This window comes from Rahnella sp. WP5 (genome assembly GCF_000745615.1).
GTDB lineage: Bacteria > Pseudomonadota > Gammaproteobacteria > Enterobacterales > Enterobacteriaceae > Rahnella > Rahnella aceris.
In genome coordinates, this window is record NZ_JQJR01000008.1 from 69,195 (window position 1) to 93,593 (window position 24,399).

Here is a 24,399-nt window from a genome sequence, read left to right on the forward strand (position 1 = left end):
TTGCTCTCCGGCTGACATGCAACAAGGAATTGTGAACGTGAAATCACCGCTCGCGGCATTATCAGCGCAGTTAGACGGGCTGATGCTACGTGACCGGCAACGCCTGCAACGCCGTTTGCAGGGTGCCAGAAAGATTGATAAACCCGAAGCACTCGACGCGTTAAGTGCTGAAATCCAGACCGCCATCAACGAGAGCCTGAAAAAAGTCAGCGCCCGTGAAGCCTCACGGCCAAAAATCAGCTATCCGGAAAACCTGCCGGTCAGCCAGAAGAAAGAAGACATCTATAACGCTATCCGCGATCACCAGGTAGTGATTGTCGCAGGTGAGACCGGCTCCGGTAAAACCACGCAGATCCCGAAAATCTGTATGGAACTCGGTCGCGGGATTAAAGGCGTGATTGGTCATACCCAGCCGCGACGTCTGGCGGCGCGTACTGTGGCCAACCGTATTGCCGATGAGCTGGATACCACGCTGGGTAACACTGTCGGTTATAAAGTTCGTTTTAACGATCAGGTCAGTGAAAACACCCTCGTTAAGCTGATGACCGACGGTATTCTGCTGGCGGAGATCCAGCAGGATCGCATGCTGATGCAGTACGACACGCTGATCATCGATGAAGCGCATGAACGCAGCCTGAATATCGACTTTATCCTCGGTTACCTGCGTCAGTTGCTGCCAAAACGCCCCGATCTGAAAGTCATTATTACCTCGGCAACTATCGATCCGCAGCGGTTCTCGCGTCATTTTAATCATGCGCCGATCATTGAAGTTTCCGGCCGGACGTATCCGGTTGACGTGCGTTATCGCCCGATTGTGGATGACGCAGATGATGTGGATCGTGACCAGTTGCAGGCGATTTTCGATGCGGTCGATGAGCTCGGTCGCGAAAGCATGGGCGACATTTTGATCTTCATGAGCGGTGAGCGTGAAATTCGTGATACCGCCGATGCGCTGAACCGTCTGGATTTGCCTCACACCGAGATTTTGCCGCTGTATGCGCGGCTGTCGAACAGCGAGCAGAACCGCGTATTCCAGTCGCACTCCGGTCGCCGTATCGTGCTGGCGACCAATGTCGCCGAAACCTCGCTGACCGTGCCGGGTATCAAATATGTCATTGATCCCGGCACCGCGCGTATCAGCCGCTACAGTTTCCGCACCAAAGTGCAGCGCCTGCCGATCGAACCGGTTTCGCAGGCGTCGGCTAACCAGCGTAAAGGCCGCTGCGGACGTGTTTCCGAAGGTATCTGTATCCGCCTGTATTCGGAGCAGGATTTCCTCTCGCGCCCGGAATTTACCGACCCTGAAATTCTGCGCACCAATCTGGCTTCCGTCATTTTACAAATGACCTCGCTGGGGCTGGGTGATATCGCTGCATTCCCGTTTGTTGAGGCACCGGACAAACGCAATATTCAGGATGGCGTCCGTCTGCTGGAAGAGCTGAACGCCATTAATAACGCCGTCGATGGCCGCTATACGCTGACACCGCTCGGTCGTCAGTTGGCGCAGTTGCCGGTGGATCCGCGTCTGGCGCGCATGGTGCTGGAAGCACAGAAAAACGGCTGCGTACGTGAAGTGATGATCATTACCGCCGCGCTGTCGATTCAGGATCCGCGTGAGCGTCCGATGGACAAACAGCAGGCGTCCGATGAAAAACATCGTCGCTTTGCCGACAAAGACTCTGATTTCCTGGCATTCGTAAACCTGTGGGATCACCTGCAGGTGCAACAGAAAGCGCTGTCTTCTGCACAGTTCCGCAAATTGTGTCGCAGCGATTTCCTCAACTATTTGCGCGTGCGCGAGTGGCAGGACATTTACACCCAGTTGCGTCAGGTAGTGAAAGAACTGGGGCTGCCGGTGAACAGCCTGCCGGCTGAATACCGCGAAGTTCATTGCGCATTGCTGACCGGTTTGCTGTCGCATATCGGCCAGAAAGATGCGGATAAGCAGGAATATACCGGTGCACGCAATGCCCGTTTTGCGGTGTTCCCTGGCTCCGGATTATTCAAAAAACCGCCGAAATGGGTGATGGTCGCCGAACTGGTGGAAACCAGCCGCCTGTGGGGGCGTATTGCCGCGCGTATCGAACCAGAATGGATCGAGCCGCTGGCCCAGCATCTGGCGAAAAGCAGTTACAGCGAGCCGCACTGGGAAAAAGCCCAGGGCGCGGTGATGGCGACGGAAAAAGTCACGCTGTACGGCCTGCCGATTGTGGCGGCACGCAGGGTGAATTACGGCACGATTGATCCGGTCGTGTCACGGGAACTGTTTATCCGTCATGCGCTGGTGGAAGGCGACTGGCAGACCCGTCATGCGTTCTTCCGCGCTAACCTGCGTCTGCGCACTGAAGTGGAAGAGCTGGAACACAAATCCCGTCGCCGCGATATTCTGGTCGATGACGAAACCCTGTTCCTGTTCTACGAACAACGCATCGGGCAGGAAGTGGTGTCGGCGCGTCATTTTGATACCTGGTGGAAAACGCAGCCACAGGACAGCCTGAACTTTGAAAAAAGCATGCTGATCAAAGAGGGCGCGGGCAATATCAGCGCTCACGATTACCCGAACTTCTGGCATCAGGGCAATCTCAAACTGCGCGTGACCTATCAGTTTGAGCCGGGTACCGATGCTGACGGCGTAACGGTACATATTCCTTTACCGCTGCTCAATCAGGTGAGTGAAGAAGGTTTTGACTGGCAGATCCCGGGCATTCGTCGTGATCTGATCATGGCGCTGATTAAATCGCTGCCAAAACCCGTTCGCCGCAATTTTGTGCCTGCGCCAAATTACGCGGATGCCTTGCTCGGGCGCATCAAACCGTTCGAGATGCCGTTGCTGGATGCGATGGAAAAGGAACTGCGGAAGATGAGTGGCGTGACGGTGTCACGCGAAGACTGGCAGTGGGATCAGGTGCCCGATCATCTCAAAATGACGTTCCGCATTGTCGATGATAAAAACAAAACGCTGCGCGAGGGCAAAGACCTGGCCGCGCTGAAATCTGGCCTGAAAGAGCAGGTTCAGCAAACGCTTTCTGCGGTGGCTGATGACGGTATCGAACAACGCGATCTGCATGTCTGGAGCTTTGGTACCTTACCGGAACGCTATGAACAAAAGCGCGGCGGCTATGAAGTAAAAGCTTATCCGGCGATTGTGGATGAGAAAGACAGCGTAGCGATCCGCCTGTTTGACAGTGAACTGGAACAGCAACAGGCAATGCTCAGCGGGATGCGGCGCCTGCTGCTGCTGAACATTCCTTCACCGGTCAAATACCTGCATGAGAAGTTGCCGAACAAAGCCAAGCTGGGGCTGTATTTTAACCCGTATGGCAAAGTACTGGATCTGATTGACGACTGCATTTCCTGCGGCATCGACAAACTGATTGCGGAGTCCGGCGGGCTGGTGTGGCGTGAAGAAGATTTCGCGAAACTGCATGAGCACGTGCGCGCCAACCTGAATGATACGGTGGTGCAGATTGCGATTCAGGTGGAGCAAATTCTGACGACCGTTTTCAGCATCAATAAACGGCTGAAAGGACGGATTGATATCAACATGGCGCTGGCGCTTTCAGATATCAAAACCCAGATGTCCGGCCTGATTTATCGCGGTTTCGTGACGCAAAATGGCTGGAAACGTCTGCCGGATACGCTGCGCTATTTGCAGGCCATTGAACGCCGGATGGACAAGCTGGCGATGGATCCGCACCGCGACCGCGCGCAGATGCTGAAAGTGGAAAACATCCGGCAGCAATGGCAGCAGTGGTTCAACAAACTGCCGCCGGTGCGTCAGCAAAGCGATGAGGTGAAAGAAATACGCTGGATGATTGAAGAACTGCGCGTCAGCTATTTCGCTCAGCAACTGGGCACGCCGTATCCGATTTCGGATAAACGGATTTTGCAGACCATGGAGCAACTGGTTTAACCGGTTCTCAAAACTAAAAAACCGCCTGATACACGAAGGCGGTTTTTTTATGCTCTGAAATGCTGATGCTTACGGCTACTGAGCGGGCGTCGTTACCGGCGTGCTGGCGCTGATCACGCCGGAAGACAGCGTATTCAGGGCATCGCGGATGGCCGGAACGGCCAGCGCACGGTTATCGGCCAGATAACGGTCTTGTGCCGCTGGCGCGGAACTTTGAATCGCGACCAGCGACCAGCCATCGGCATTTTTCAGCAGTAGCGGTGAGCCGCTGTCGCCCGGCAAAGTATCGCAGCGATGCGATAACACACCCGGTTGCGCCCATCCGGTGATCAGACAATCCTGGTGTACATACAAATCATCCAGATGATCTTCCGGGTATCCGGCCTGGGTCACTTTCCTGCCTTCCTGTTTCAGCAGAGCGGTCAGGTTGTCACGGGAGCCTTCCCACAATGGCAGGGGTTTGATCGGCAATGCCAGCTTTTCATCTGTCAGGCGAACCAGTGCGAAATCAAACGGTGCCGCTTTAGGCGGAACAATCCAGCCATCGCCATCCGCTTTCAGTTTCTTGCCCAATTTCGGATCCACCAGCGTTTGTAATGCGGTGATCTGATATCGCCATTTCTGATCATGAGAAATGAATCTCAGCGCCACGACTTTGTCTATTTTGCCCGGAGGCGCCAGCACACAATGGCCCGCCGTGAGGACAAGATGTTTAGAAATGAGCGTCGCGGTGCATAAATTGCCGCTCTCGGTTTCAATCTGCCCGATGGCCTGCCATGGCCAGTGCGCCGCCGCAGCCACAGGTGTGCGCTGATCGTGACCAAAGAAAAGGGCCGTTTTTTCTTTCATGCTGATGGAAGGTGTGTCGGAATCTGCATCATCAGGAGAGCCTGCATGTACAAGGGCACTGGCGGTAAAACAGAAAAAGCACAAAAACAGCGGTAACGCGATGCGCATAACATTCTGACCTTGAAAACAGGGAGAACCCGGGAAGCCGTAATTATGGAACGATTATAGACGGTTATGTTTCGTGGTGGATATATTTGTCTGGTAACTCAGCCTTTTGAGCCGATGACGGGCGTCATCGCGGGGTATCTCAGAAGTAGAAGAACAGGGTGATCAGACCGCAAAGGATCAGGGAACACAGGGTGATTTCGAACAGGTAGCGGCGCAGCATCTTCCATCAGTACCTCAAGATAGAAAACCGGAGAAAAAAACACCCGGCGAACCGGGTGTTAAATCATCAGCCTTGATAATGGTGAGTAGATACGCTCACAAAGACTTTTACTGACTACTTATGCTGCTGGAGTTGCTTTTGCAGCTGGTGCAGCTTTTTTAGCGTGTTTCACGTGTTTTTTAGCAGCCTGGGCTTTCTGAGCTACTGGTGCAGCTTTCTTAGCATGTTTCACGTGTTTTTTAGCAGCCTGCGCTTTCTGAGCTACTGGAGCAGCTTTCTTAGCGTGTTTCACGTGTTTTTTAGCAGCCTGCGCTTTCTGAGCTACTTTCTTGTGAGTTTTGTGCTTAGTCACATGCTTGGCAGCAGGTGCTGGAGCAGCGGTAGTTGCAGCAGCAGCTGGCGCCGGAGTTGCAGTAGTTTCAGCAGCGAAAGCGACAGAAGACAGACCCATTGCAGCGGCTACAACCAGAGCTAATACTTTTTTCATCTTTAATTCCTCAGAATTTTTGTTTAAGTGTCCACCCCACTGCGGGGCCGGTATGAAGAATACTAGGCGTGTTGGATCTGGTTGTCCGTGAGTGATTGGTTTCGGCGTGTAACGGAATGTACAAAGGAGGGGGGCGTAATAAAATCAGGGAATTACGGTGAAATTGGAGGATATAGCGATGGGGTTGCTACGGGGCAGTGGATCGCGTGTTTGCGTTTAATGCAAACTTCAACGTATTGATTTTGCTTTAAAACCCCACCCCAGCCCTCCCCTTCGCAGGGGAGGGAGCGGACCGCGTGTTTGCTCCTCCCCCTGCGAAGGGGGAGGCGGGGAGGGGGTATTAATGGCAACTTCCCTTTTAAAGCAAACTTCAACTTATTGATTTATTTTTAAAAAAATCGACAATGCACGCCTTCCACCTACAAGTATCGCCCTTCAAGATGCGCCCGGAAGAACGCCGGATTCAGCGTTTCGCCTGTCGCGTTTTTCATCAGCTGATCTGTCGTGAACCGGCTGCCGTGCTGCCAGATATTCTGTTGCAGCCACTGGAACAGGGCGGTCAGGTCGCCGCGGACAATGTCATCCTGCAACGTCGGAATGGCTTTGTTAGCCGTCTGGAACAACTGCGCGGCGTACATCGCGCCGAGGGTATATGTCGGGAAATAACCGAAGCCACCGTCGGTCCAGTGGATATCCTGCATGCAGCCGTCGCGGTAGTTGCCGACCGTGTCGATGCCAAGATATTCCTGCATCTTTCTGTTCCACAGGGCCGGAATATTATCAACTTCTATTTCACCTTCCATCAGCGCTTTTTCGATTTCATAGCGCAGAATGACGTGGGCCGGATAGCTCAGTTCATCGGCGTCGACACGGATAAGGCCCGGCTGGACGTGCTGGTTCAGCTTCATAAAGTTGCTTTCATCCAGCCCTTCACGGTGACCGAATTGCTCGATAACCAGCGGATACACAGATTTCAGGAACGGCTCGCTGCAACCCAGTTGCATTTCAAACAGCAGGCTTTGTGATTCGTGAACACCCATCGAACGGGCGTTGGAAACCGGCTGGCCCAGCCATTCTTTTGGCAGGTTTTGCTCGTAACGTGCATGACCGGTTTCGTGGATAACCCCCATCATGGCGCTGAGGAACTCATTTTCATTGTAACGTGTGGTGATACGTACATCCTGCGGAACCCCGCCACAGAACGGGTGCGCGCTGACATCGAGACGACCGGCATCGAAATTAAACCCCAGTTTACCCATCACTTTCAGACCAAGCTGCCGCTGTTTTTCGATGTCAAACGGCCCCTGTGGCGCAATGCGGGTTTCGGATTTTTGCTTTTCCACCACGGTTTGTAACAGATCCGGCAGCCAGGTTTTCAGATCGCCAAACAGCACATCCAGCTTCTGTGAGGTCATGCCCGGTTCGTATAAATCGAGCAGGGCGTCGTAACGGCTGATGCCCGCAGCCTCGGCGCGCAACTGTGCTTCCTGACGGCTCAGTTTAACCACTTCTTTCAGGTTATCCGAGAAGCCTTCCCAGTCGTTCGATTTACGCTGGATACGCCACGCCTGCTCGCAACGTGCGCCGGCCAGTGATTTTGCCTGTACCAGGCTTTCCGGCAGCAAAGCCGCCTGCTGATAGTGACGGCGCATTTCGCGCAGATTGGCCTGCTCAACGTCATTAAGTTGTTCGCCGCTGGCCTGTTCCAGCCATTCACCGACCTGTTTCGCCGTGAGGATCTGATGCGTCAGCACGCTCAGTTCAGCCAGCGCTTCCGAGCGGGCTTGTCCGCCTTCCGGTGGCATCATGGCCGCGGCATCCCAGCCTGCAATAGCCGATAAATGGCCGAAGCGGGACAAACGGGCGAAGGTGTCGTGTAATTTTTTATAGGCGATGGTCATTGTGGCTCCCTTCCTGATTTTCGTGATTAGGCTGTTCTGCAGCCAGATTGAATGTGGGTTTTACCGGCCAGCTGAAACGCAGACTGGCACCGCCGAGCGGGCTGCCGTCAACGGCGATACGCCCCTGATAAGCGACGGCGATGGAATGGACGATTGCCAGCCCCAGCCCGCAGCCGCCGGTGGCGCGATCACGGCTCGGGTCAAGGCGAACAAAGGGCTCAAAGATGCGGGTACGTTCTTCCGGCGGGATGCCCGGCCCGTCGTCTTCAACCTGCAGGCAGGCGAGTTCACTGTCTAACCACAGGCTGACGCGCAATGTCTGTTGCGAATAGCGCAGACCGTTATTGACCAGATTGTCCAGCACACGCTCCATCAGACGTAAATCCACGCCGCCGAAATCGGCATTTTGCGGCGCGTCATAGAGAATGGTGCGCTCGGTGATCAGCCGGAAATCATCGACTTTGTCTGCCAGCCATTCGGCCAGATTGACTTTTTCCAGGTTAAGCGCCACCTGCGGACGGTCCAGACGTGCATAAGTCAGCAATTCGTCGATCAGCGCTTCAAGCTGCCCGATATCGCGGTTGATGGCATTTTGTTCCGACTCCGGCAGGTTTTCACTGATCGCCAGCCGGTAACGCAGGCGTACCAGCGGCGTACGCAGCTCATGGGCGATACCGTCGATCAGGAGTTTTTTACTGGCGACCAGCGTACTGATGTTGTCTGCCATCTGGTTAAAGGCCACGCCCAGCCGGTTAAGGCTGGAGGTCGAATCAAAATCAATACGTTCGTCGAGATGGCCGTTACCGAGGCGCAGCGCGGAGTTTTCCAGCCGCAGCAAATCCTGCCAGTGCGGACGCATCCACAGGAATACCGGCAGGGCCAGCGATAAACCGATGAAGATCAGCAACCCCAGATCCAGCAGCCGCATTTCATGCATATAAAACAGGTACGGAATAGGGCCGACCACCAGCACGTAATGGCTGCGCGGCACACGCTGAATGAAAGTGTATTCGTCATCAAGCGCAATAATTTCGCCGTCTTTAAGACGTTGATCCAGCACAGGGCTGAGTTTGCGTTTTCCGAGCGGCTCGATATGCAGTTTGAAAGACAGATTCAGATCCAGCGTATTGATGGTTTTGTTCCAGTCTTTAATCGGAATTTCCCGCAGTTCACTGCGCATCAGGTAGAGCGAACTTTTCATCAAATCGTTCATGGACTGACGGCCGGTACGTTCAGCGGTGACTTTGTAAACCAGTCCGACCAGCATCGCCATCACCAGAAAACAGACCAGCAGTAACAGAAAGAACTGGATGAAAAGCTTTTTCATTCCTGTAACGTCTCCCAGGCGTTGGGAGCAAACAGATAGCCTTTATTGCGCACGGTTTTGATGCGAAATGGCTCAAGGGTGTTGTCATATAGTTTGCGACGCAGGCGGGAGATCGCGACATCAATGCTGCGATCCAGCCCGTCATAGCTGACCCCGCGAAGGTTTTTCAGCAGCGCTTCGCGATCCATAATGCGCCCGGCGTGTGTTGCCAGTTCCCACAACAAATCAAAGTCGGAGGTAGAAAGAACGATCGTTTCATCCACCAGTGTCACTTCGCGGTTAACCGGGTCGATGCACAACTGACCGAAATGCAGGGCATTGCCACTTTTGAGCGTCTGAACCGGTTGTTCATTTTGGCTATTCTGCGCCGGACTCTGACGTAAATGCAGCCGCAAACGGGCCAGAAGTACCGCTGGTGGCGTTGTTTTCAGGATGTAATCACTGGCGCCCATTTCAAGCGATAAAATGTGGTTCATGTCGCTGTCGAGTGATGTGAGCAACACAATCGGGCCGGGGAAGATCGGGCGTAAATCGCGGCATAATGTCATGCCATCTTTGCCCGGCAGCATGATATCGAGCAGAACCAGATCGGGTTTTTCTTTTTCAATACGCGCCTGCGCGGTATCGCCACGCGGTTCAACCAGCACGTCGATATCGTGTTTACCCAGATAGGCGGCAATCAGGTTGCCGACTTCTGCATCATCTTCTACAAAAACGATTTTATTCATTGGCTTGCTGCTTTAAGAAATCCGGTGATTAGCATAGCGTGACCCGCAGGGCGACGCTATCGTGCTAGCGTAATAGAACATGTCAGTTTCCGTTACGGAAAGCACCGGAAGCGACTGGCAAAGTGTTAGTGAATTATGCCATTATATAGCTGAATATCTTCGGCGTTATACATTGATTAAATAATTGATTGACCCTGACCAGGAAGAGGAAGAGGGGATGAATGAAAACCGCCTGGTACCCGATGCGCGCAGTCAACAAGCATCCTTTGACTACATGGAATACTTGTCCGCATCCTGCAAAAAGAAATGGAGTTTTGTCGACGCTATTTATGGCGTGATGCCGTTCTTTGGCATGGTTTTGAAATCCCGTTCGAAAAAAGAAAAATCCAGGCAGGAAGCGTTGCGCGCACTGGCCTTACAGGTAGTTTCCACCCAGGTCAGCGACGAGACCAATATTGTCCGGCTGATTGAACTGGCTGAGCAGCAGAATATGTACAGCATTGATATTAATCTGCCGTACTCGCTGACTGAAGAACAGCTCACTGCAATAAAAGTAGAATGCAAACATCTGGTGCAATTAAACCAGAATAATGATCATCTGTTAGTGCAGATTATGCAGATGCCGCCCCGGCACTGATTTCTCCATGATGCATTCAAAATAAAGGCCGCTCTCGCGGCCTTTAACATTTCAGCAGATCCCTGCTTATTTCTTCAGTTCTGCGCGTAACTCTTTCACGTCTGAGGCAGAAACCGGCGCGGCGGCATTTCCCCAACTGTTACGGATATACGTCAGCACGTTAGCGACATCAGCATCGCTCATGTTGGCATCAAACGATGGCATCGACGGCGCGGTCGGTTGGCTGTCGGTAGCCACCGGACGGCTGCCCGTCAGCACCACGCGGATAAGCGATGTGGCGTTGGTCTGGTTGATGAGCGGTGAATCGGCCAGGCGCGGGAACAGACCTTCCTGACCTTTTCCGGCTGGCGTATGGCATGCGGAACACCGGTCAGCATAGATATTTTTCCCGGCCACCATCGCCTTATCATCGGCTTTCACCGGCGCAGGGGCTTTGCTGCCGCTGTCATGACCGCTGTCTTTCAGGTACACCGCCACGGCTTTGAGGTCAGCATCCGTCCAGTGCTGAGACGAATTAGTGACTTCTTCCGCCATCGGACCGGAAGCGATATCGAAACGGTTAGACCCGGTTTTCAGATATTGCATCAGATCTTCCTGCGTCCAGTTGCCGACACCGGTGTGCTTGTTGCTGGTGATATCCGGCGCGACCCAGCCTTCCACCACCGCGCCTTGCAGGAACTCGCTGTCCTTGTCGCCGCCAATCATATTTTTCGGTGTATGACAGGTGCCGCAGTGCCCCAGACCTTCAACGATATACGCGCCACGGTTCCATTCCGCCGATTTATCCATCTGCGGTTTGAATTCGCCTTGGGTGAAGTTCAGCCAGTTCCAGCCCATCAGGCTGGTACGCACGTTGAACGGGAACGGCAACTGGTTGGTCTCGACTTCGTGATGCACCGGTTGCAGGGTTTGCAGATATGCCCAGATGGCGGCGTTATCTTCGCGGGTTACTTTGGTGTAGGCCGTGAACGGCATCGCACCGTAAAGACGTTTACCGCCGTGGCCGATGCCTTCGGACATCGCGCGCTGGAAGTCATCGAACGTCCATTTGCCGATACCGGTTTGCACATCTGGCGTAATGTTTGCGCCGACCAGACGGCCAAACGGTGTTTCAATCGGTACGCCACCGGCGAAAGGTTTGGCATCCGGCGTGGAGGCGGTATGACAGGCGGCGCAGTCGCCCACCGTTGCCAGATACCGGCCACGTTCCACCTGTTCGAAAGAGCCGTCGCCTGCCGCGTGGGCCAGCCCGCTGATGCTCAAAGCCAGTAAACCGAGTGAGAATGAGGTTAACTTTTTCATGCGATCATCTCTCCCGGTTTTTTCAGATAGTAGTTACGGATTGCATGGGCGGCTTTGAACGCCAGCGCGCCGACGGTGCCGGTCGGGTTATAGCCCGGGTTTTGCGGGAAGGCAGAGGCGCCGACCACGAACAGATTAGGCACATCCCAGACTTGCAGATGTTTGTTTACCGAGCTGGTGGACGGATCCGCGCCCATCACAAATCCGCCGACCACGTGGGAAGACTGATACGGCGTACCGTTCCAGTGGCCTTTCATCGGATTAGCGACCAGCTGACGCGGGTTCATCGCCTTGGCGATTTCGGCCACTTTACCGGTGCAATACGCGGCCATTTTCAGATCGTTTTCCGGGAAATCGAAGGTCACGCGCAGCAGCGGGCGACCCAGACGGTCTTTATAGTTCGGATCCAGCGACAGATAGTTGGTTTTGGTGGTGTAGCTGCTGGCCTCACAGCCGATCGACATCGAGCTGAGATAGTTGGCGACCGTGGCTTTTTTCCATTCGCTGCCCCATTTCGGCGTTCCCGGCGGAACAGGGCGGTAGCCGATGGGCGCACCGCCGATGGGTGTGACACGGATACTGCCACCGCCAAAGAAGCCCAGACCACTGTGATCGAAGTTGTCATTGTTGAAATCGTCGATGCCCATCCCGACCGCGCCTGCACCGATGAACGGGTTAAAGTTTTTGTCATCGAAGAACAGTTGCACACCGTTGGCGGTCTGATAAGCGTAATTACGGCCCGTGGTGCCGCTTAAGGTGACCGGGTCATAGGGTTTACCGATGCCGGAAAGCAGCATCAGACGGACGTTTTCGAAGGTAAAGGCACTGACGATCACCAGATCAGCCGGTTGTTCCCACTCGTCACCGGACGAGTCGATATAGACCACACCGGTGGCGCGTTTGCCGGTGGAATCGGTCAGCACCTGCATCACTTCACAGTTGGTGCGGGCTTCGAAATTCTCCTTGCGGATCAGCGCCGGTAATACGGTAGTGATGGCGCTGGCCTTGGAATAGTTCGCGCAGCCGTAGTTGGTGCAGAAGCCGCAGTAGGTACAGGGTCCCATTTTTACACCGAGCGGGTTGGTGTAAGGCTCGGAAATCAGGGAAGAGGGCACCGGGAAGGCTTTGTAGCCCATATTGCGCGCGGCTTCAGCAAACAGTGTCGGGCCGTAAGGCTGATCCATCGGGCGGGTCGGATATTCAATCGAGCGCATCCCTTCATACGGGTTACCGCCGTCATGATGTTCGCCGTTCACGTTACTGGCTTTACCGGACACCCCGGCCAGACGTTCGAAAGAGGCGTAATGCGGTTCCATTTCGTCCCAGTCGGTGCCCCAGTCTTGCAGAACTAACTCTTCCGGGATGGCGTTCGCGCCGTAACGTTCAGTCAGATGGCTTTTCAGGCGGAATTCATCTGGCTGGAAACGGAAGGTGATCCCCGCCCAGTGGTTGCCTGCGCCGCCGGTGCCGTTACCCGGATGGAAAGATCCCCATTCGCGCATCGGCAAAGCCGTTTGCGCCGGATTGTTGCGGATGGTGATGGTGTTCTGACGGGTGCGTAACATCAGTTCCTGACGGGTGTTGTAACGCAATTCATCAGTAACGGTCGCTACGTTGAAATCGCGCGCCGTATCACGCCACGGACCGCGTTCAATTGCCACCACATTCAGACCTTCGTCGCACAATTCATTGGCGATGATCGAGCCGGCCCAGCCGAGTCCGATCACCACCACGTCGGTTTTGGGTAATTTTTTTGCCATAATATTGTTCTGCCCTTAGCTTTTCATTTTCCATGCGTCGCCGCCGGAAATGCTCAGCGGTTCGAGATCGAGTTTCTGGTTATGTTTGCCGACATATTCGCGGTAGTCGTAGCGTGCGCCGGGGAAGCCCAGCATTTTCCACGACACCATATTGCGGTTACCGCCATAAATCGGGTCAGCGAAGAAACCTTCCATCGTGTTCTTAAGTGCAATGGCGAAGAACCATTTGGAATCGATCCCATCAAGGGCAATTTTTCCACTCTCAAGGCCTGCCAGGATTTGATCCTGCTGGTCACCGGGCAGATCTTTGAATAATTTCTGATGCTGTGACCGGGTGTATTTATCCAGTGCGGCCAGACCAAGACGGTAACGCTGTTGCGGAACCAGCGGTGACTGGTCACCTTGTTCCGGTGTACCGTCCTGGAAAGGGCCTTGCATATAGAGGCGGGAATAAGTGCCGTAGAATCCGGCCAGCTGACGGTCGATAAACACTGCGCATCCGGCATCTTTACCGCCCACGCTCAGGTCATCGGCGGGCACCAGACGGTCAACAATAGCTTCCATAGCAGCGGCTTCGGCGTCGGTGAAGAACGCCCAGCCATCGGTCTCAATCTGCGGCGGCGGGCTGGCGTCAAAGGGGCTCCACACGGGCGTGCCTTTGAGCGTCACCGCATTTGCGGCTTTGGCGGCACCCAGTACTGCAGAGGCGGCCGTGAAGGAGAGAATTTGTCTGCGGGTCACGCCGGGCAAGGTTTTTTTGCTCATTTATGTTCCCTGTTGGTATACATCACTTTAAGGTCCGGACCCACTCTGCCAGGGCAGTCGGGTGGCGTCGGGATAATCGTTAACCTGCTAAGGATAAATGAAAACAGACTGTAAAGATAAATGGTTGGTTTGTTAAAAATGTTATCAAATGTGTGCAATGATATCTTTGGTGTTATTTTAGGTGATATTTTTTGTGAGGTGGCGGCAAATCATCCATGCATTCACTATGGAAATGAATTGGCATGATTTCATTTAAGGGAATGATGTATGTGGCCGTTCGTGGCGTGAAGGTTGAATTATGCTGACCGTGCGGTAAGATCAAACCTTACGGGCAAAATGTGTAAGGTATGACTGACGTCACAGATTTTTTTTCTGATTTATTGAAGCGATTTGCAGGCAAGACCTGCGCCTCTTTGCTGATGGCTGGGGGAACCGCCTTCTATGCTGTAAGCGCCAGTGCGCTGACGGCAGAACCCACCGAATACGGCGCACTCAGCTATAACCTCAGCGGTTTTCTGCCTGCCAGCGACGAAAGTTCTGTCTTTAACAATGGCACCCCGACCCAAGCGTCTCAGACGTTACCGAGCCTTGGCAGCCAGTATATCCATAACAATACCGGACCGACGGCCACTGAAAAACAACTTGCTACCACGCTGAAAGAGCTGGGAGCCACCACTACGGACAGCGATGATCCCCTGCGTGTGCAGGCGGAGACGCTGGCGTTGAGTCAGGCCGCGAAACTGGTGCAAAAAGAAACCAGCAGTTTGCTTTCGCCGCTGGGGATAGTGAGCACCTCACTGGATATGACCGGGCGTAATCTTGACGGCAGCTCCGGCCGGCTTTTCAGCCCGCTATATAATTCTCAAACCAATCTGGTTTACAGCCAGATTGGCCTGCAAAGCGAGACGGATGCCACTGTCGGTAATTTCGGCCTGGGCCAGCGCTTCAACACCGGCGCGTGGATGCTGGGATATAACGCTTTTGTGGATAATGATTTCGATCATCAGCTGACGCGCGGCAGTCTGGGCGCGGAAGCCTGGACAGATTACCTGCGTTTCTCCACCAATTATTATCATCCGTTTTCGTCCTATAAAGCTGACAGCAGTACGTCTGCGCAACTGCGCCGTCAGGCGCGTGGCTATGACATCACCACCAAAGGCTATTTACCGTTCTACCGCCAGTTGGGGGCTTCGCTGAGTTATGAGCAGTATTTCGGTCATCAGGTGGATTTGTTCGGTAACGGCACGCGGCAGAGTAATCCCTCGGCGGTGTCGTTTGGCGTGAATTACACACCGGTACCGCTGGTGACGGTGATGGCCGAGCATCAGGCCGGGCAGGATGGCGATAATCAGGATGTGGTGAAACTGACCCTCAATTACCGGCTGGGTGTGCCGCTGGATCAACAATTGTCTTTCCGGAATGTCGCGGCAGCGCGCTCGCTGCGCGGAAGCCGCATGGACATGGTTGATCGCAATAATATGCCGGTGATGGAATTCAAACAGCGTAAAACCTTGTCGGTGTTTTTAGCCACGCCGCCGTGGTCATTGCAGCCGGGCGAAACTGTGCCGCTGAAACTGCAACTGCGCGCGCTGAATTCAGTGGTGGCGCTGAGCTGGCAGGGCGATACGCAGGCGCTGAGCCTGACGCCGCCCGCGAATAACCGTAATCCCGATGGCTGGAGTGTGATTGTGCCGCCGTGGGATGATTCCCCGGACGCCACCAACATTTATCGTCTGTCGGTGACCGTGGAAGACAGTAAATCGCAGAAAGTGACGTCAAACTGGATCACCCTCAATGTATCCCCGCCGCTGACTGCGCAACCGCAATACGGCAACGACGCGGGGCTGAATTTCTGATCGAGCCACTGCACTGATGGTCTGGCTTTTTGCGCCTCCCCCAGCGAAGGGGGAGGCAGGGAGGGGGTTTTAAAGGCTAACACCTTGTTAAAGCACATTACTCTGCAACACCCATACCGCCGCTTCGACGCGGGATTTGAGTTTCATTTTTTTCAGCAGGTGCTTGACGTGCACTTTCACCGTGCTTTCGGTGATATTCAACCGGCGGGCGATCATTTTGTTCGGTAAACCTTCAGCGATCAGTTTGATGATGTCGCGTTCGCGCGGCGTCAGGGACTGAATATCGCGGTCACCGCTCGGGCGGCTTTCACGCAGGCTGGCGGCAAGCACCGGCGTCAGCGCTTCGCTCAGCACCATCTTCCCGGCGGCGGCGTTATGCAACGCGGCGAGCAAATCTTCCGGTTCCATATCTTTCAGTAAATAACCATCCGCGCCACGTTTCAGGGCTGTCACCACGTCATCTTCGTGATTCGACACGCTGAATACCACGATACGACCGGAAAGCGAGGTCTGGCGCATGCTGTCGAGGGTATCCAGCCCGTTCATGCCCGGCATATTCAGATCCAGCAGGATCAGATCCGGGTCGAGCTGTTTCGCCAGTTCAACGCCTTGTTCGCCATTGCTGGCTTCGCCAATGACCTTGAGACGCGAGTCCAGCGCGATCAGCTGTTTCACGCCGTTACGCAGCATAGGATGATCGTCAATCAGCAAAATAGTGGAAGGGGTGATGTCGTTCATACTTGCTCCTGGGGATTGACAGGCAGGGCTTCCGGACGGAAACGCACCGTGACTTCTGTGCCGCCATCCGGGCGTCGGGCGACCCGACAACTGCCGTGTAAGGTACTGGCGCGATCCTGCATGATGATCAGGCCATAATGATTTTGTCGCTCGACGTCCTGTGAAATGCCTTCGCCGTTGTCACAAACACGCATGTTGATTTCGCCGTCATGACAGTGCAGTGAAAGCGATACCTGCGTGGCGTTAGCGTGTTTGTAAACATTGTTCAGGGCTTCACGGGCGATGTGCAGCAGGTGAATACCCTGATTGGCCGGCACGGAACGCGGCGGGATCTGGTAATCAAAACCGATGGACAGACCCATGCGGCGCGAGAATTCATCCACGGTATGTTGCAGCGCAGCACGCAGGCCGGGAGTATTGAGCGTCAGTCGGAACGTGGTCAGCAGTTCCCGCAACTGACGATAAGCGGTACTCAGTTCCTCACGCATTTGCTGCAACAGATTTTTATCTTCTTCAGAGAACGTGTCAGCGTGCATTTGCAGGCAGGCCACCTGAATTTTCAGGCACGACAGCGACTGCGCCAGCGAGTCGTGCAGTTCGCGGGCGATGGCTGAGCGCTCTTCCATCAGCATTAACTGCTGCTGATGTTCTGCCTGACGCGCCAGCATCAGGGTGCTGGTGAGCTGTTCCAGCAGGGTATGTAGCAGTTGCTGCTGATCGTCATCCAGATACTGGCCCGGCGGCAACTGTGCCAGCAACACACCGTAATTTTCACGATCGTCGCGCAGGCTCCAGCTCAGGGATTCGCCGCCGTCATCCGCATGTTCACCGACCTTAGGGCTGTCAGGCTGACGGGGTGAAGCATGGCTGAATTCATTGAACACTTCCACACTGTTATTTTCGTATTGGCGCAACTGAATTCCGCTCAGCGGAGTCAGTGACTGTAACTCTTTCAGCACCGGCTCCATGCGCACCTCAAGCGGGTCGCTGGTGTGAAGCTGACGGCTCACACGGTACAGATAATCCAGCATCTGATTTTTTTGTTGCAGGTCGGCGGTTTTTTCTGCCACGCGCTGCGCCAGATTATCGACCATCTCCGCCAGCGCCAGCGACATGCTGTTAAGCGAATCACCGAGAATATCCATTTCATTATGCGCATCGCCATTCGCCACACGTTTGCGCTGATAGCGGTGGCTGAAATCCCCGGCGGTAATGGCGCTGGCCTGTGCGAGCAGGCTTTTCCAGGGCGTTAACAGATGGCGGCGCAGGAACCAGATGGTCAGCGCCATCAGTAATACAGTGACCGCCACCAGCCCGCGCTGAATCAGCGAAATCTGTTGCAGATGGTATTCGGTTTTGTACTCAAGTGCGGCGACCAGCACATCAAGCTGGCCGACAAATACGGCGATATTGGCTGATACATCTTGCGGATGCTTAGCCGCCAGAAGCTGGTTGCGCAGGGTAGTTTGCCAGTACTGACGTAACGCCAGAAACTGCGGTTGCAGGTTTTCGCGCTCTACCGCCTGTAATAAATCGGCGCTGCTTTCGTCAGCTTCCATCTGGCTGATATAACGGGCACTGGTTTCGCTCAGGGGAACCTGCGACAACAGCCGGTAACTCTGCATACGCAGGGAACCCGCTTTATTAATCGCATGGGCGTTGCCTTCGATACTGCCCGCCATCCACGCTGCCATGCTCATTCCGCCAATGCCCAGAAGGCCGAGCAGCAGCATCAGCAATGTGATCTGGCTGATGAGCGATAAAGAAGGCAGTGCGCGTTTAAACATGAATAGTATTTCCTGAACCTATATCGAAAGCTGCGGATACCGTGCCGGGCTGACACCATCCTGTACAGAGTGGGCATTTTTTATGATCAGAGGGCGTTTCCCTATACCTCTTTATGGTTACTCCTTTATTTCCATCTGATTTATACCTTCATTAGATGAAAGAATATTTCTTCATCAACTTTATGAATACTAGCAGTTTATTCTTTTTTCACCGGATACTCACAAAGGATTCATGGTCATTTTTCCTGCATTATCCACCTGCGATTGCGTTGATTTGTATCAACATCCTGAAGCGGGGCTCTACCTAGTGTGTGCGACATAACTTAATCATTACAACAACAATGCGTTGCCACCGAGGTACACATGTCACACACATCAGCTTCACCGACGGAAAAACCGTCACGCCTGCTGCAGGACTGGCGTCCGGAAGATCCGGCCTTTTGGGAAAAGACCGGGCATAAAGTGGCCAGCCGTAATTTATGGATTTCCGTGCCTTGCTTGTTGCTGGGATTCTGCGTCTGGATGCTGTTCAGCCTGGTCTCCGTTAACCTCAATAAAGTCGGTTTTAACTTCACCACGGATCAGTTGTTTATGCTGACCGCTATTCCGTCTGTGTCCGGCGCACTGTTGCGCGTGCCTTACTCCTTTATGATCCCACTGTTCGGTGGCCGCCGCTGGACAGCCATCAGTACCGTATTTCTGGTGTTGCCGTGCCTGTGGCTGGGTTTTGCGGTGCAGGATACCACCACGTCGTATAACGTTTTCCTGATCATTGCGCTGTTGTGCGGTTTCGGTGGAGCAAACTTCGCCTCGAGCATGTCCAATATCAGCTTCTTCTTCCCGAAAGCGAAGCAGGGCGGCGCATTAGGGATCAATGGCGGTCTGGGTAATCTGGGCGTGAGCGTGATGCAACTGGTTGCGCCGCTGGTCATTTCCCTGGGTGTGTTTGCGGCTTTCAGCGATAAACAAACCCTGGCGAACGGTGCGGACATGTGGCTGCAAAATGCGGCGTGGATTTGGGTACCCTTTTTGATCATCGGTACGCTTGCTGCCTGGTTTGGTATGAACGATCTGGCGTCTTCTAAAGCCTCAATCCGCCAGCAGTTGCCGGTGCTGAAACGCGGTCATCTGTGGATCATGAGCATATTGTATCTGGCGACTTTCGGCTCGTTTATCGGTTTCTCCGCCGGTTTTGCGATGTTGACTAAAACCCAGTTCCCCGACGTTAACATCCTGCAATTCGCCTTCTTCGGCCCGTTCTTTGGCGCGCTGGCGCGTTCTGCGGGAGGCATGCTGTCAGACCGCCTTGGCGGTATTCGCGTAACCCTGGTGAATTACATCGTCATGGCGATTTTTGCCGGTTTACTGTTCCTGACCTTGCCGGTCGGCGGCGCGGGCGGCAACTTCCCGGCATTCTTCGCGGTATTTATGGTGCTGTTCCTGACGGCCGGTTTGGGCAGTGGCTCCACCTACCAGATGATTGCGGTGATTTTCCGCAAACTGACTACCGACCAGGCTAAAGCGCGTGGCGCCAGCGATGATGAAGCGCTGCGTGAGGCGGTGACGGATACTGCTGCGGCGCTCGGTTTTATCTCTTCAATCGGCGCGATTGGCGGTTTCTTTATTCCTAAAGCGTTCGGGACTTCACTGGCGCTGACCGGTTCACCGGCTGGCGCGATGAAAGTCTTCCTGGTGTTTTACGTGGTCTGTGCGCTGATCACCTGGCTGGTGTACTGGCGCAAACTAAACAAAGGTTTTGCCACCAAACAAGTCAAAAGCTAATCACGATACTCCGTGAAGGAAATAAAAGGGGCTTCGGCCCCTTTTGGCGTGATCAGACCTGCGGTACAGGAGGTTATTTCACGTAAGAATTCAGCACGCTCAGTACGACGTCCAGATCGGCCTCACGTTTCACAACATCTTCTTCATGAACAATATGCTCAGTCAGATGGCCTTTAATCACTTCCCGCATCAGGCCATTCACCGCGCCGCGGATCGCGGCAATTTGTTGCAGAACAGCCGCGCATTCATGGGGCTCATCCAGCATTTTATTTAACGCCGCCACCTGACCCTGAATTTTGCTGGTACGGGCTTTCAGCTTCTGTTTATCGCGAATGGTATGGGACATCTCACTTCCTCCGTGACACCAATGACGGCGCGATCATATCATTTGTGGATACTGGGGGGGTGTATTTAATACTGGGGGGGAGTAGAATCCCAGCGCCTACCTTATCGGGAATCATTAACATGAATGACTTTTCTACCCTTTTACAGCAGGGAAATGCGTGGATCTTTATCCCCAGCGCCATATTGCTGGGGATTTTGCACGGGCTTGAGCCCGGCCATTCGAAAACCATGATGGCTGCCTTTATCATTGCGATTAAAGGCACTGTCCGGCAGGCTATTTTACTGGGGCTGGCGGCCACGGTTTCGCATACTGCGATTGTCTGGATCATCGCGTTTGGCGGCATGTATCTCAGCAACCGGTTCACCGCAGAGGCTGTCGAGCCGTGGTTGCAACTGGTGTCTGCGGTCATCATCCTGGGCACGGCGGCATGGATGTTCTGGCGTACATTTCGTGGTGAACAACTCTGGAAGAAGGAGCACGCGCACGGGCATCATGCTGATCATGACCATCATCACGGACATTCCCACACGCATGCGAATGTTCAGCGTCACGTTCAGCCCCGGGGACTTAATAACCTGCGTGGCATGAAGCGTATCAGCCTGTCGCCGCAGGAGTATCAGGACGCCCATGAACTGGCGCACGCCAGCGATATTGAGCGACGTTTTGCCAGTACGGAAGTGACTAACGGGCAGATTTTATTTTTCGGTCTGACCGGTGGGCTGATCCCGTGCCCGGCCGCCATTACCGTGCTGCTGATCTGCATCCAGCTTAAACAACTGGCGCTGGGAGCGACGATGGTAGTGTGTTTCAGCATCGGACTGGCGCTGACGCTGGTAACTGTAGGCGTGGCGGCTGCCGTCAGTGTCCGCCAGGCGGCTAAACGCTGGAGCGGTTTAAACACGCTGGCGCGCCGGGCGCCTTATTTTTCCAGTGTGCTGATCGCGCTGGTGGGGATTTATATGGGCATTCACGGGGTTATGGGCTTAACCTCATGAAAAATCTGAACGTAATCAGTCATAAGCAATAACAATTCAGACTTTTTAAAACCGGCTCAAGGCGTTATAAATGACGGGATGATAAACGGATAAATGGATCCCGCCATGAAAACTGCCCACCTTGTTGACCCCGAACTGCGCCCGTTACTGGATCTGATGCCAGAACGCGTGCTTGCAGCCTCCGTTCTGCCTGCCATGCGCGAGCAACGTCAGACGGCGGCGCTGGAAAGTCTGTCACAGGATGACGGGTTGCCGGTAACGGTTAGTCAGCATCACATTTCAGGTGGTGAAAATGCGCCAGCGGTGCGTGTCGTGGTGATTTCGCCGCAGCATGAACGGAAAGGCCGGATGGGTATTCTGCATATTCACGGTGGCGGTTATGTGCTGGGCAGCCCTGAACAGTCGATGCCGCTGACCCGCCCGACGACGGCACAGCACGACTGCGTCATTGTATCGGTGGATTACCGTCTCGCGCCGGAAACGCCGTTCCCCGGCCCGCTGGAAGATTGTTATGCCGCGCTGATCTGGATGACCGCACAGGCAGAGGTGTTGGGTATTGACCCTGCGCATATCGGTGTGATGGGTGACAGCGCCGGTGCCGGGCTGGCGGCCTCTCTGGCGCTGCTGACCCGCGACCGGGGCGGTCCGACACTGGCGTTTCAAAACCTGATGTATCCGATGCTCGACGACCGCACTGTGACCGATCCCAACCCGAATCCGGTGACCGGCGAATTCTCCTGGACGCGCGAGGACAACCGTTTCGGCTGGCACGCCTACCTCGGTCACGAAGCCGGTTTGCCGGATATTTCCTGCTACGCTGCGGCTGCCCGCGCAGAGGATCTGAGCGGATTACCACCGGCCTGGATTGGCGTCGGCTCAATTGATTTGTTCCTCGATGAAAACATCGACTATGCCCGCCGGTTAATCCGCGCTGGCGTGCCGGTGGAATTCAGCATCTATCCGGGCGGATTCCACGGTTTCAATGGCGATCCGGCCTATGCACTGGCCCGTCGCGCCCGCAAACAACGTCAGGATGCCTTAGCCGGTTTTAATCCGCTGCGTCATTATCATGACTTTGGCTTATAATCAGCAGCAATCGATAAGGCATAACAACCGGCTGAATTAGAAAATAAATTGGATATCAAACAACTTATCTATCTCTGTAACCTCGAACGCGAACGGCATTTTGGCAGGGCGGCGGAAGCCAGCTTTGTCAGCCAGCCGACACTGTCGATGCGTCTCAAAAACCTCGAAAAAGAGCTCGACCTGAATCTGATCAATCGCGGTAATAACTTCGAAGGTTTTACCGCAGAAGGTCTGCGGGTGCTGAGCTGGGCGCGGGAAATCGTGGCTGTCTATGAAGGCCTGAAACTGGAAGTCGAATCGCTGAAACAGGGCATGAGCGGGACATTGCGTATCGGCGTGATGCCGCAATGCAGCGTGTCGCTGGCGCAACTGATTAAGGCGGTCAGCGAAGCGCATCCGGGGCTGGATTACCGCGTGGCAGAAGTCAGTGCTGATCAGTTGATTGAAGCGCTGAGCAGCCATTCGGTGGATGTCGGTATCGGTTTCTTTGAGTTCTCGACGCTCAATGAGCTGCGCTTCCAATTGGTGCCGCTCGATGATGGCGGTGTTGACGTGGTGTATCACCCGGATCATTTCCCGCAGTTACAGGGCATTGAACGGATAACCGCCGAACAGGTTGCCGCGCTGCCGTTGTGTCTGTCTGAACCGAGCCGCTATTTCCGCCGGTATCTGGATAATTTCTTCCGCCAGGCCGGACTTGAGCTGCATCCGCGGCTGGAAAGCACGTCTATTTTCCAGCTGATGCAGGGCGTGTTTGTCGGAATTGGCTGTGCGCTGGTGCCGCGTGGACATCTGATTGATGAAATGCATCCTGCACTGAAACGTTGCCCGCTGGATATCACGCCGATGAGTCGTCACGCCGCGCTGGTCGTCGCCGAAGCGGGAAGGGCAACGCCGCTGGCGCAGCATTTCTTCACCGCCGCCGGGCTTTGGCTGGCGCAGCAGGCGCTTAACAAGTCGTCAAATGTGGCGCAATAAAGACGTTCTGTCCGGTATTCCTATTGATGTCATGAAACTTTCAGCCCAAGCTTTGCCGCAATACTTATGTGAAATGGATGGAGTAAGACATGAAAACATTGAAAGCCGTTGTTCTGGCGATGGCCTCTGCGGGTATTTTGCTTTCAGCAGGTGCACAGGCTTCGAATAATCTTCTGGGACAACTGCAGCAGGCCGCCAACGAAGGACTGAATGGCACCAGCAGCAAAACCGGTTCTGCCGGTACCACATCTTCGCTGACCTCGCTGCTCAGTGGCGGCGACAGTGCCCTGACGTCGACCAGCGCGAACAACGTCGCAGGTGTGTTGCAGTACTGCGTGAAGAACAACGTACTTTCCAAAGCCAGCACTGAGAATGTGAAAGATCAGTTGCTGAGCAAGCTGGGCATCCAGACGGCAGAGGGTGCTGAAAGCCAGGATTATCAGCAGGGTCTGGGGGGTTTGCTGAAAACCGGTAAAGATCAAAGCGTGGATCTGAATAATCTGGGGAGCGGGCTGACGCAGGTGAAAGAGAAAGTGAAAACCAAAGCCTGTGATGTGGTGCTGAAGCAGGCGAAATCGTTTATTTGATTGCAGAGGCCGCTGCAATGGCGGCTTTTAACTTCAAATTCAAATTCAAATTCAAGGTCAACACCGTGGGCATCGGCCCACACCGACCAGAGACCCGGTAACGCGCGGGCCTCTGGACTCCGCGCTTTTTCACTGCGCGCTCCGCTGGCGCAAGGGACATGTTCTGCTGTATTGATGAGTGGCGCAAATCCAGGTGCTGCGCACTACCTTCTCTCGGTCTTCGAGCCACAGGTCTCGAAGCCGCTCC

At 54.4% G+C, this 24,399-nt stretch carries 19 protein-coding genes; 8 read left to right on the plus strand and 11 right to left on the minus strand.

From position 1 onward, the window contains the following. The first annotated feature begins 37 nt into the window (after positions 1-37). Entirely contained in the window at positions 38-3,913 is a 3,876-nt protein-coding gene (gene hrpA, locus EX31_RS06495; protein ID WP_037033948.1) for an ATP-dependent RNA helicase HrpA, read from the plus strand. Positions 3,914-3,988: 75 nt separating this feature from the next. Here the strand turns inward: hrpA and EX31_RS06500 are convergent, their stop codons facing one another. The 5 genes from EX31_RS06500 to rstA all read right to left on the minus strand — a co-directional run bounded on the left by EX31_RS06500 (position 3,989) and on the right by rstA (position 9,533). Next, positions 3,989-4,870 (minus strand): trypsin-like serine peptidase, encoded by an 882-nt coding sequence (locus tag EX31_RS06500; RefSeq protein WP_037033949.1) that lies wholly within the window; start codon positions 4,868-4,870, stop codon positions 3,989-3,991. A gap of 338 nt (positions 4,871-5,208) precedes the next feature. Further along, positions 5,209-5,577 carry an acid resistance repetitive basic protein Asr gene (gene asr, locus EX31_RS06505; protein WP_015697278.1) on the minus strand — a complete coding sequence of 123 codons (369 nt, stop codon included), beginning with the start codon at positions 5,575-5,577 and terminating at the stop codon, positions 5,209-5,211. A 419-nt stretch (positions 5,578-5,996) separates the two neighbouring features. Beyond that, complete coding sequence (locus EX31_RS06510) at positions 5,997-7,478, minus strand: carboxypeptidase M32 (protein ID WP_037033951.1); 1,482 nt, start codon at positions 7,476-7,478, stop codon at positions 5,997-5,999. Then, on the minus strand, positions 7,462-8,805 hold the full coding sequence (gene rstB / locus EX31_RS06515) for a two-component system sensor histidine kinase RstB (protein WP_037033953.1): 1,344 nt from the start codon (positions 8,803-8,805) through the stop codon (positions 7,462-7,464). The genes EX31_RS06510 and rstB overlap by 17 nt, the downstream gene beginning before the upstream one ends. After that, positions 8,802-9,533 (minus strand): two-component system response regulator RstA, encoded by a 732-nt coding sequence (rstA, locus tag EX31_RS06520; protein ID WP_013575410.1) that lies wholly within the window; start codon positions 9,531-9,533, stop codon positions 8,802-8,804. Before rstA ends, rstB begins: the two co-directional genes overlap by 4 nt. A gap of 217 nt (positions 9,534-9,750) precedes the next feature. Between rstA and EX31_RS06525 the strand changes: the two genes are divergently transcribed. After that, positions 9,751-10,170 carry a hypothetical protein gene (locus EX31_RS06525; protein ID WP_013575411.1) on the plus strand — a complete coding sequence of 140 codons (420 nt, stop codon included), beginning with the start codon at positions 9,751-9,753 and terminating at the stop codon, positions 10,168-10,170. 66 nt (positions 10,171-10,236) lie between these two features. Here EX31_RS06525 and EX31_RS06530 read toward each other — a convergent pair whose 3' ends face one another. The 3 genes from EX31_RS06530 to EX31_RS06540 are packed head-to-tail and all read right to left on the minus strand — an operon-like array spanning position 10,237 to position 13,997. After that, entirely contained in the window at positions 10,237-11,472 is a 1,236-nt protein-coding gene (locus tag EX31_RS06530) for a c-type cytochrome (RefSeq protein ID WP_037033954.1), read from the minus strand. Continuing rightward, positions 11,469-13,232, minus strand: a complete 1,764-nt coding sequence (locus EX31_RS06535) for a GMC family oxidoreductase (protein WP_013575413.1) — start codon at positions 13,230-13,232, stop codon at positions 11,469-11,471. Before EX31_RS06535 ends, EX31_RS06530 begins: the two co-directional genes overlap by 4 nt. 15 nt (positions 13,233-13,247) lie before the next feature. Then, entirely contained in the window at positions 13,248-13,997 is a 750-nt protein-coding gene (locus EX31_RS06540; protein WP_037033956.1) for a gluconate 2-dehydrogenase subunit 3 family protein, read from the minus strand. Positions 13,998-14,344: 347 nt separating this feature from the next. Between EX31_RS06540 and EX31_RS06545 the strand changes: the two genes are divergently transcribed. After that, entirely contained in the window at positions 14,345-15,853 is a 1,509-nt protein-coding gene (locus EX31_RS06545) for a YchO/YchP family invasin (protein ID WP_037033957.1), read from the plus strand. An 87-nt stretch (positions 15,854-15,940) separates the two neighbouring features. Here EX31_RS06545 and narL read toward each other — a convergent pair whose 3' ends face one another. Together narL and narX are read right to left on the minus strand one after the other, a co-directional pair. Then, positions 15,941-16,591, minus strand: coding sequence for a two-component system response regulator NarL (gene narL / locus EX31_RS06550; protein WP_013575416.1), 651 nt, complete (start codon positions 16,589-16,591; stop codon positions 15,941-15,943). Further along, positions 16,588-18,378: a nitrate/nitrite two-component system sensor histidine kinase NarX gene (narX, locus tag EX31_RS06555; protein WP_037033958.1), complete on the minus strand. Its 1,791-nt coding sequence runs from the start codon at positions 18,376-18,378 to the stop codon at positions 16,588-16,590. The genes narL and narX overlap by 4 nt, the downstream gene beginning before the upstream one ends. A gap of 363 nt (positions 18,379-18,741) precedes the next feature. On the opposite strand from narX, the gene EX31_RS06560 reads away from it, so the two are divergent. Then, complete coding sequence (locus EX31_RS06560; RefSeq protein WP_013575418.1) at positions 18,742-20,160, plus strand: NarK family nitrate/nitrite MFS transporter; 1,419 nt, start codon at positions 18,742-18,744, stop codon at positions 20,158-20,160. A 73-nt stretch (positions 20,161-20,233) separates the two neighbouring features. Here EX31_RS06560 and rcnR read toward each other — a convergent pair whose 3' ends face one another. After that, positions 20,234-20,506, minus strand: coding sequence for a Ni(II)/Co(II)-binding transcriptional repressor RcnR (rcnR, locus tag EX31_RS06565; RefSeq protein WP_013575420.1), 273 nt, complete (start codon positions 20,504-20,506; stop codon positions 20,234-20,236). Between the two features lie 119 nt (positions 20,507-20,625). On the opposite strand from rcnR, the gene EX31_RS06570 reads away from it, so the two are divergent. The 4 genes from EX31_RS06570 to EX31_RS06585 all read left to right on the plus strand — a co-directional run bounded on the left by EX31_RS06570 (position 20,626) and on the right by EX31_RS06585 (position 24,152). Further along, entirely contained in the window at positions 20,626-21,501 is an 876-nt protein-coding gene (locus EX31_RS06570; protein ID WP_037033959.1) for a nickel/cobalt efflux protein RcnA, read from the plus strand. A 105-nt stretch (positions 21,502-21,606) separates the two neighbouring features. Then, a complete protein-coding gene (locus EX31_RS06575) occupies positions 21,607-22,587 on the plus strand; it encodes an alpha/beta hydrolase (RefSeq protein WP_037033960.1) in 981 nt (326 codons plus the stop codon). Positions 22,588-22,635: 48 nt separating this feature from the next. Continuing rightward, the gene (locus tag EX31_RS06580; RefSeq protein ID WP_013575423.1) at positions 22,636-23,565 is read left to right on the plus strand and encodes a LysR family transcriptional regulator; all 930 of its coding nucleotides are present in this window, start codon (positions 22,636-22,638) and stop codon (positions 23,563-23,565) included. A gap of 89 nt (positions 23,566-23,654) precedes the next feature. Further along, positions 23,655-24,152: a YjjA family protein gene (locus EX31_RS06585; protein WP_037033961.1), complete on the plus strand. Its 498-nt coding sequence runs from the start codon at positions 23,655-23,657 to the stop codon at positions 24,150-24,152. Positions 24,153-24,399: the final 247 nt, after the last annotated feature.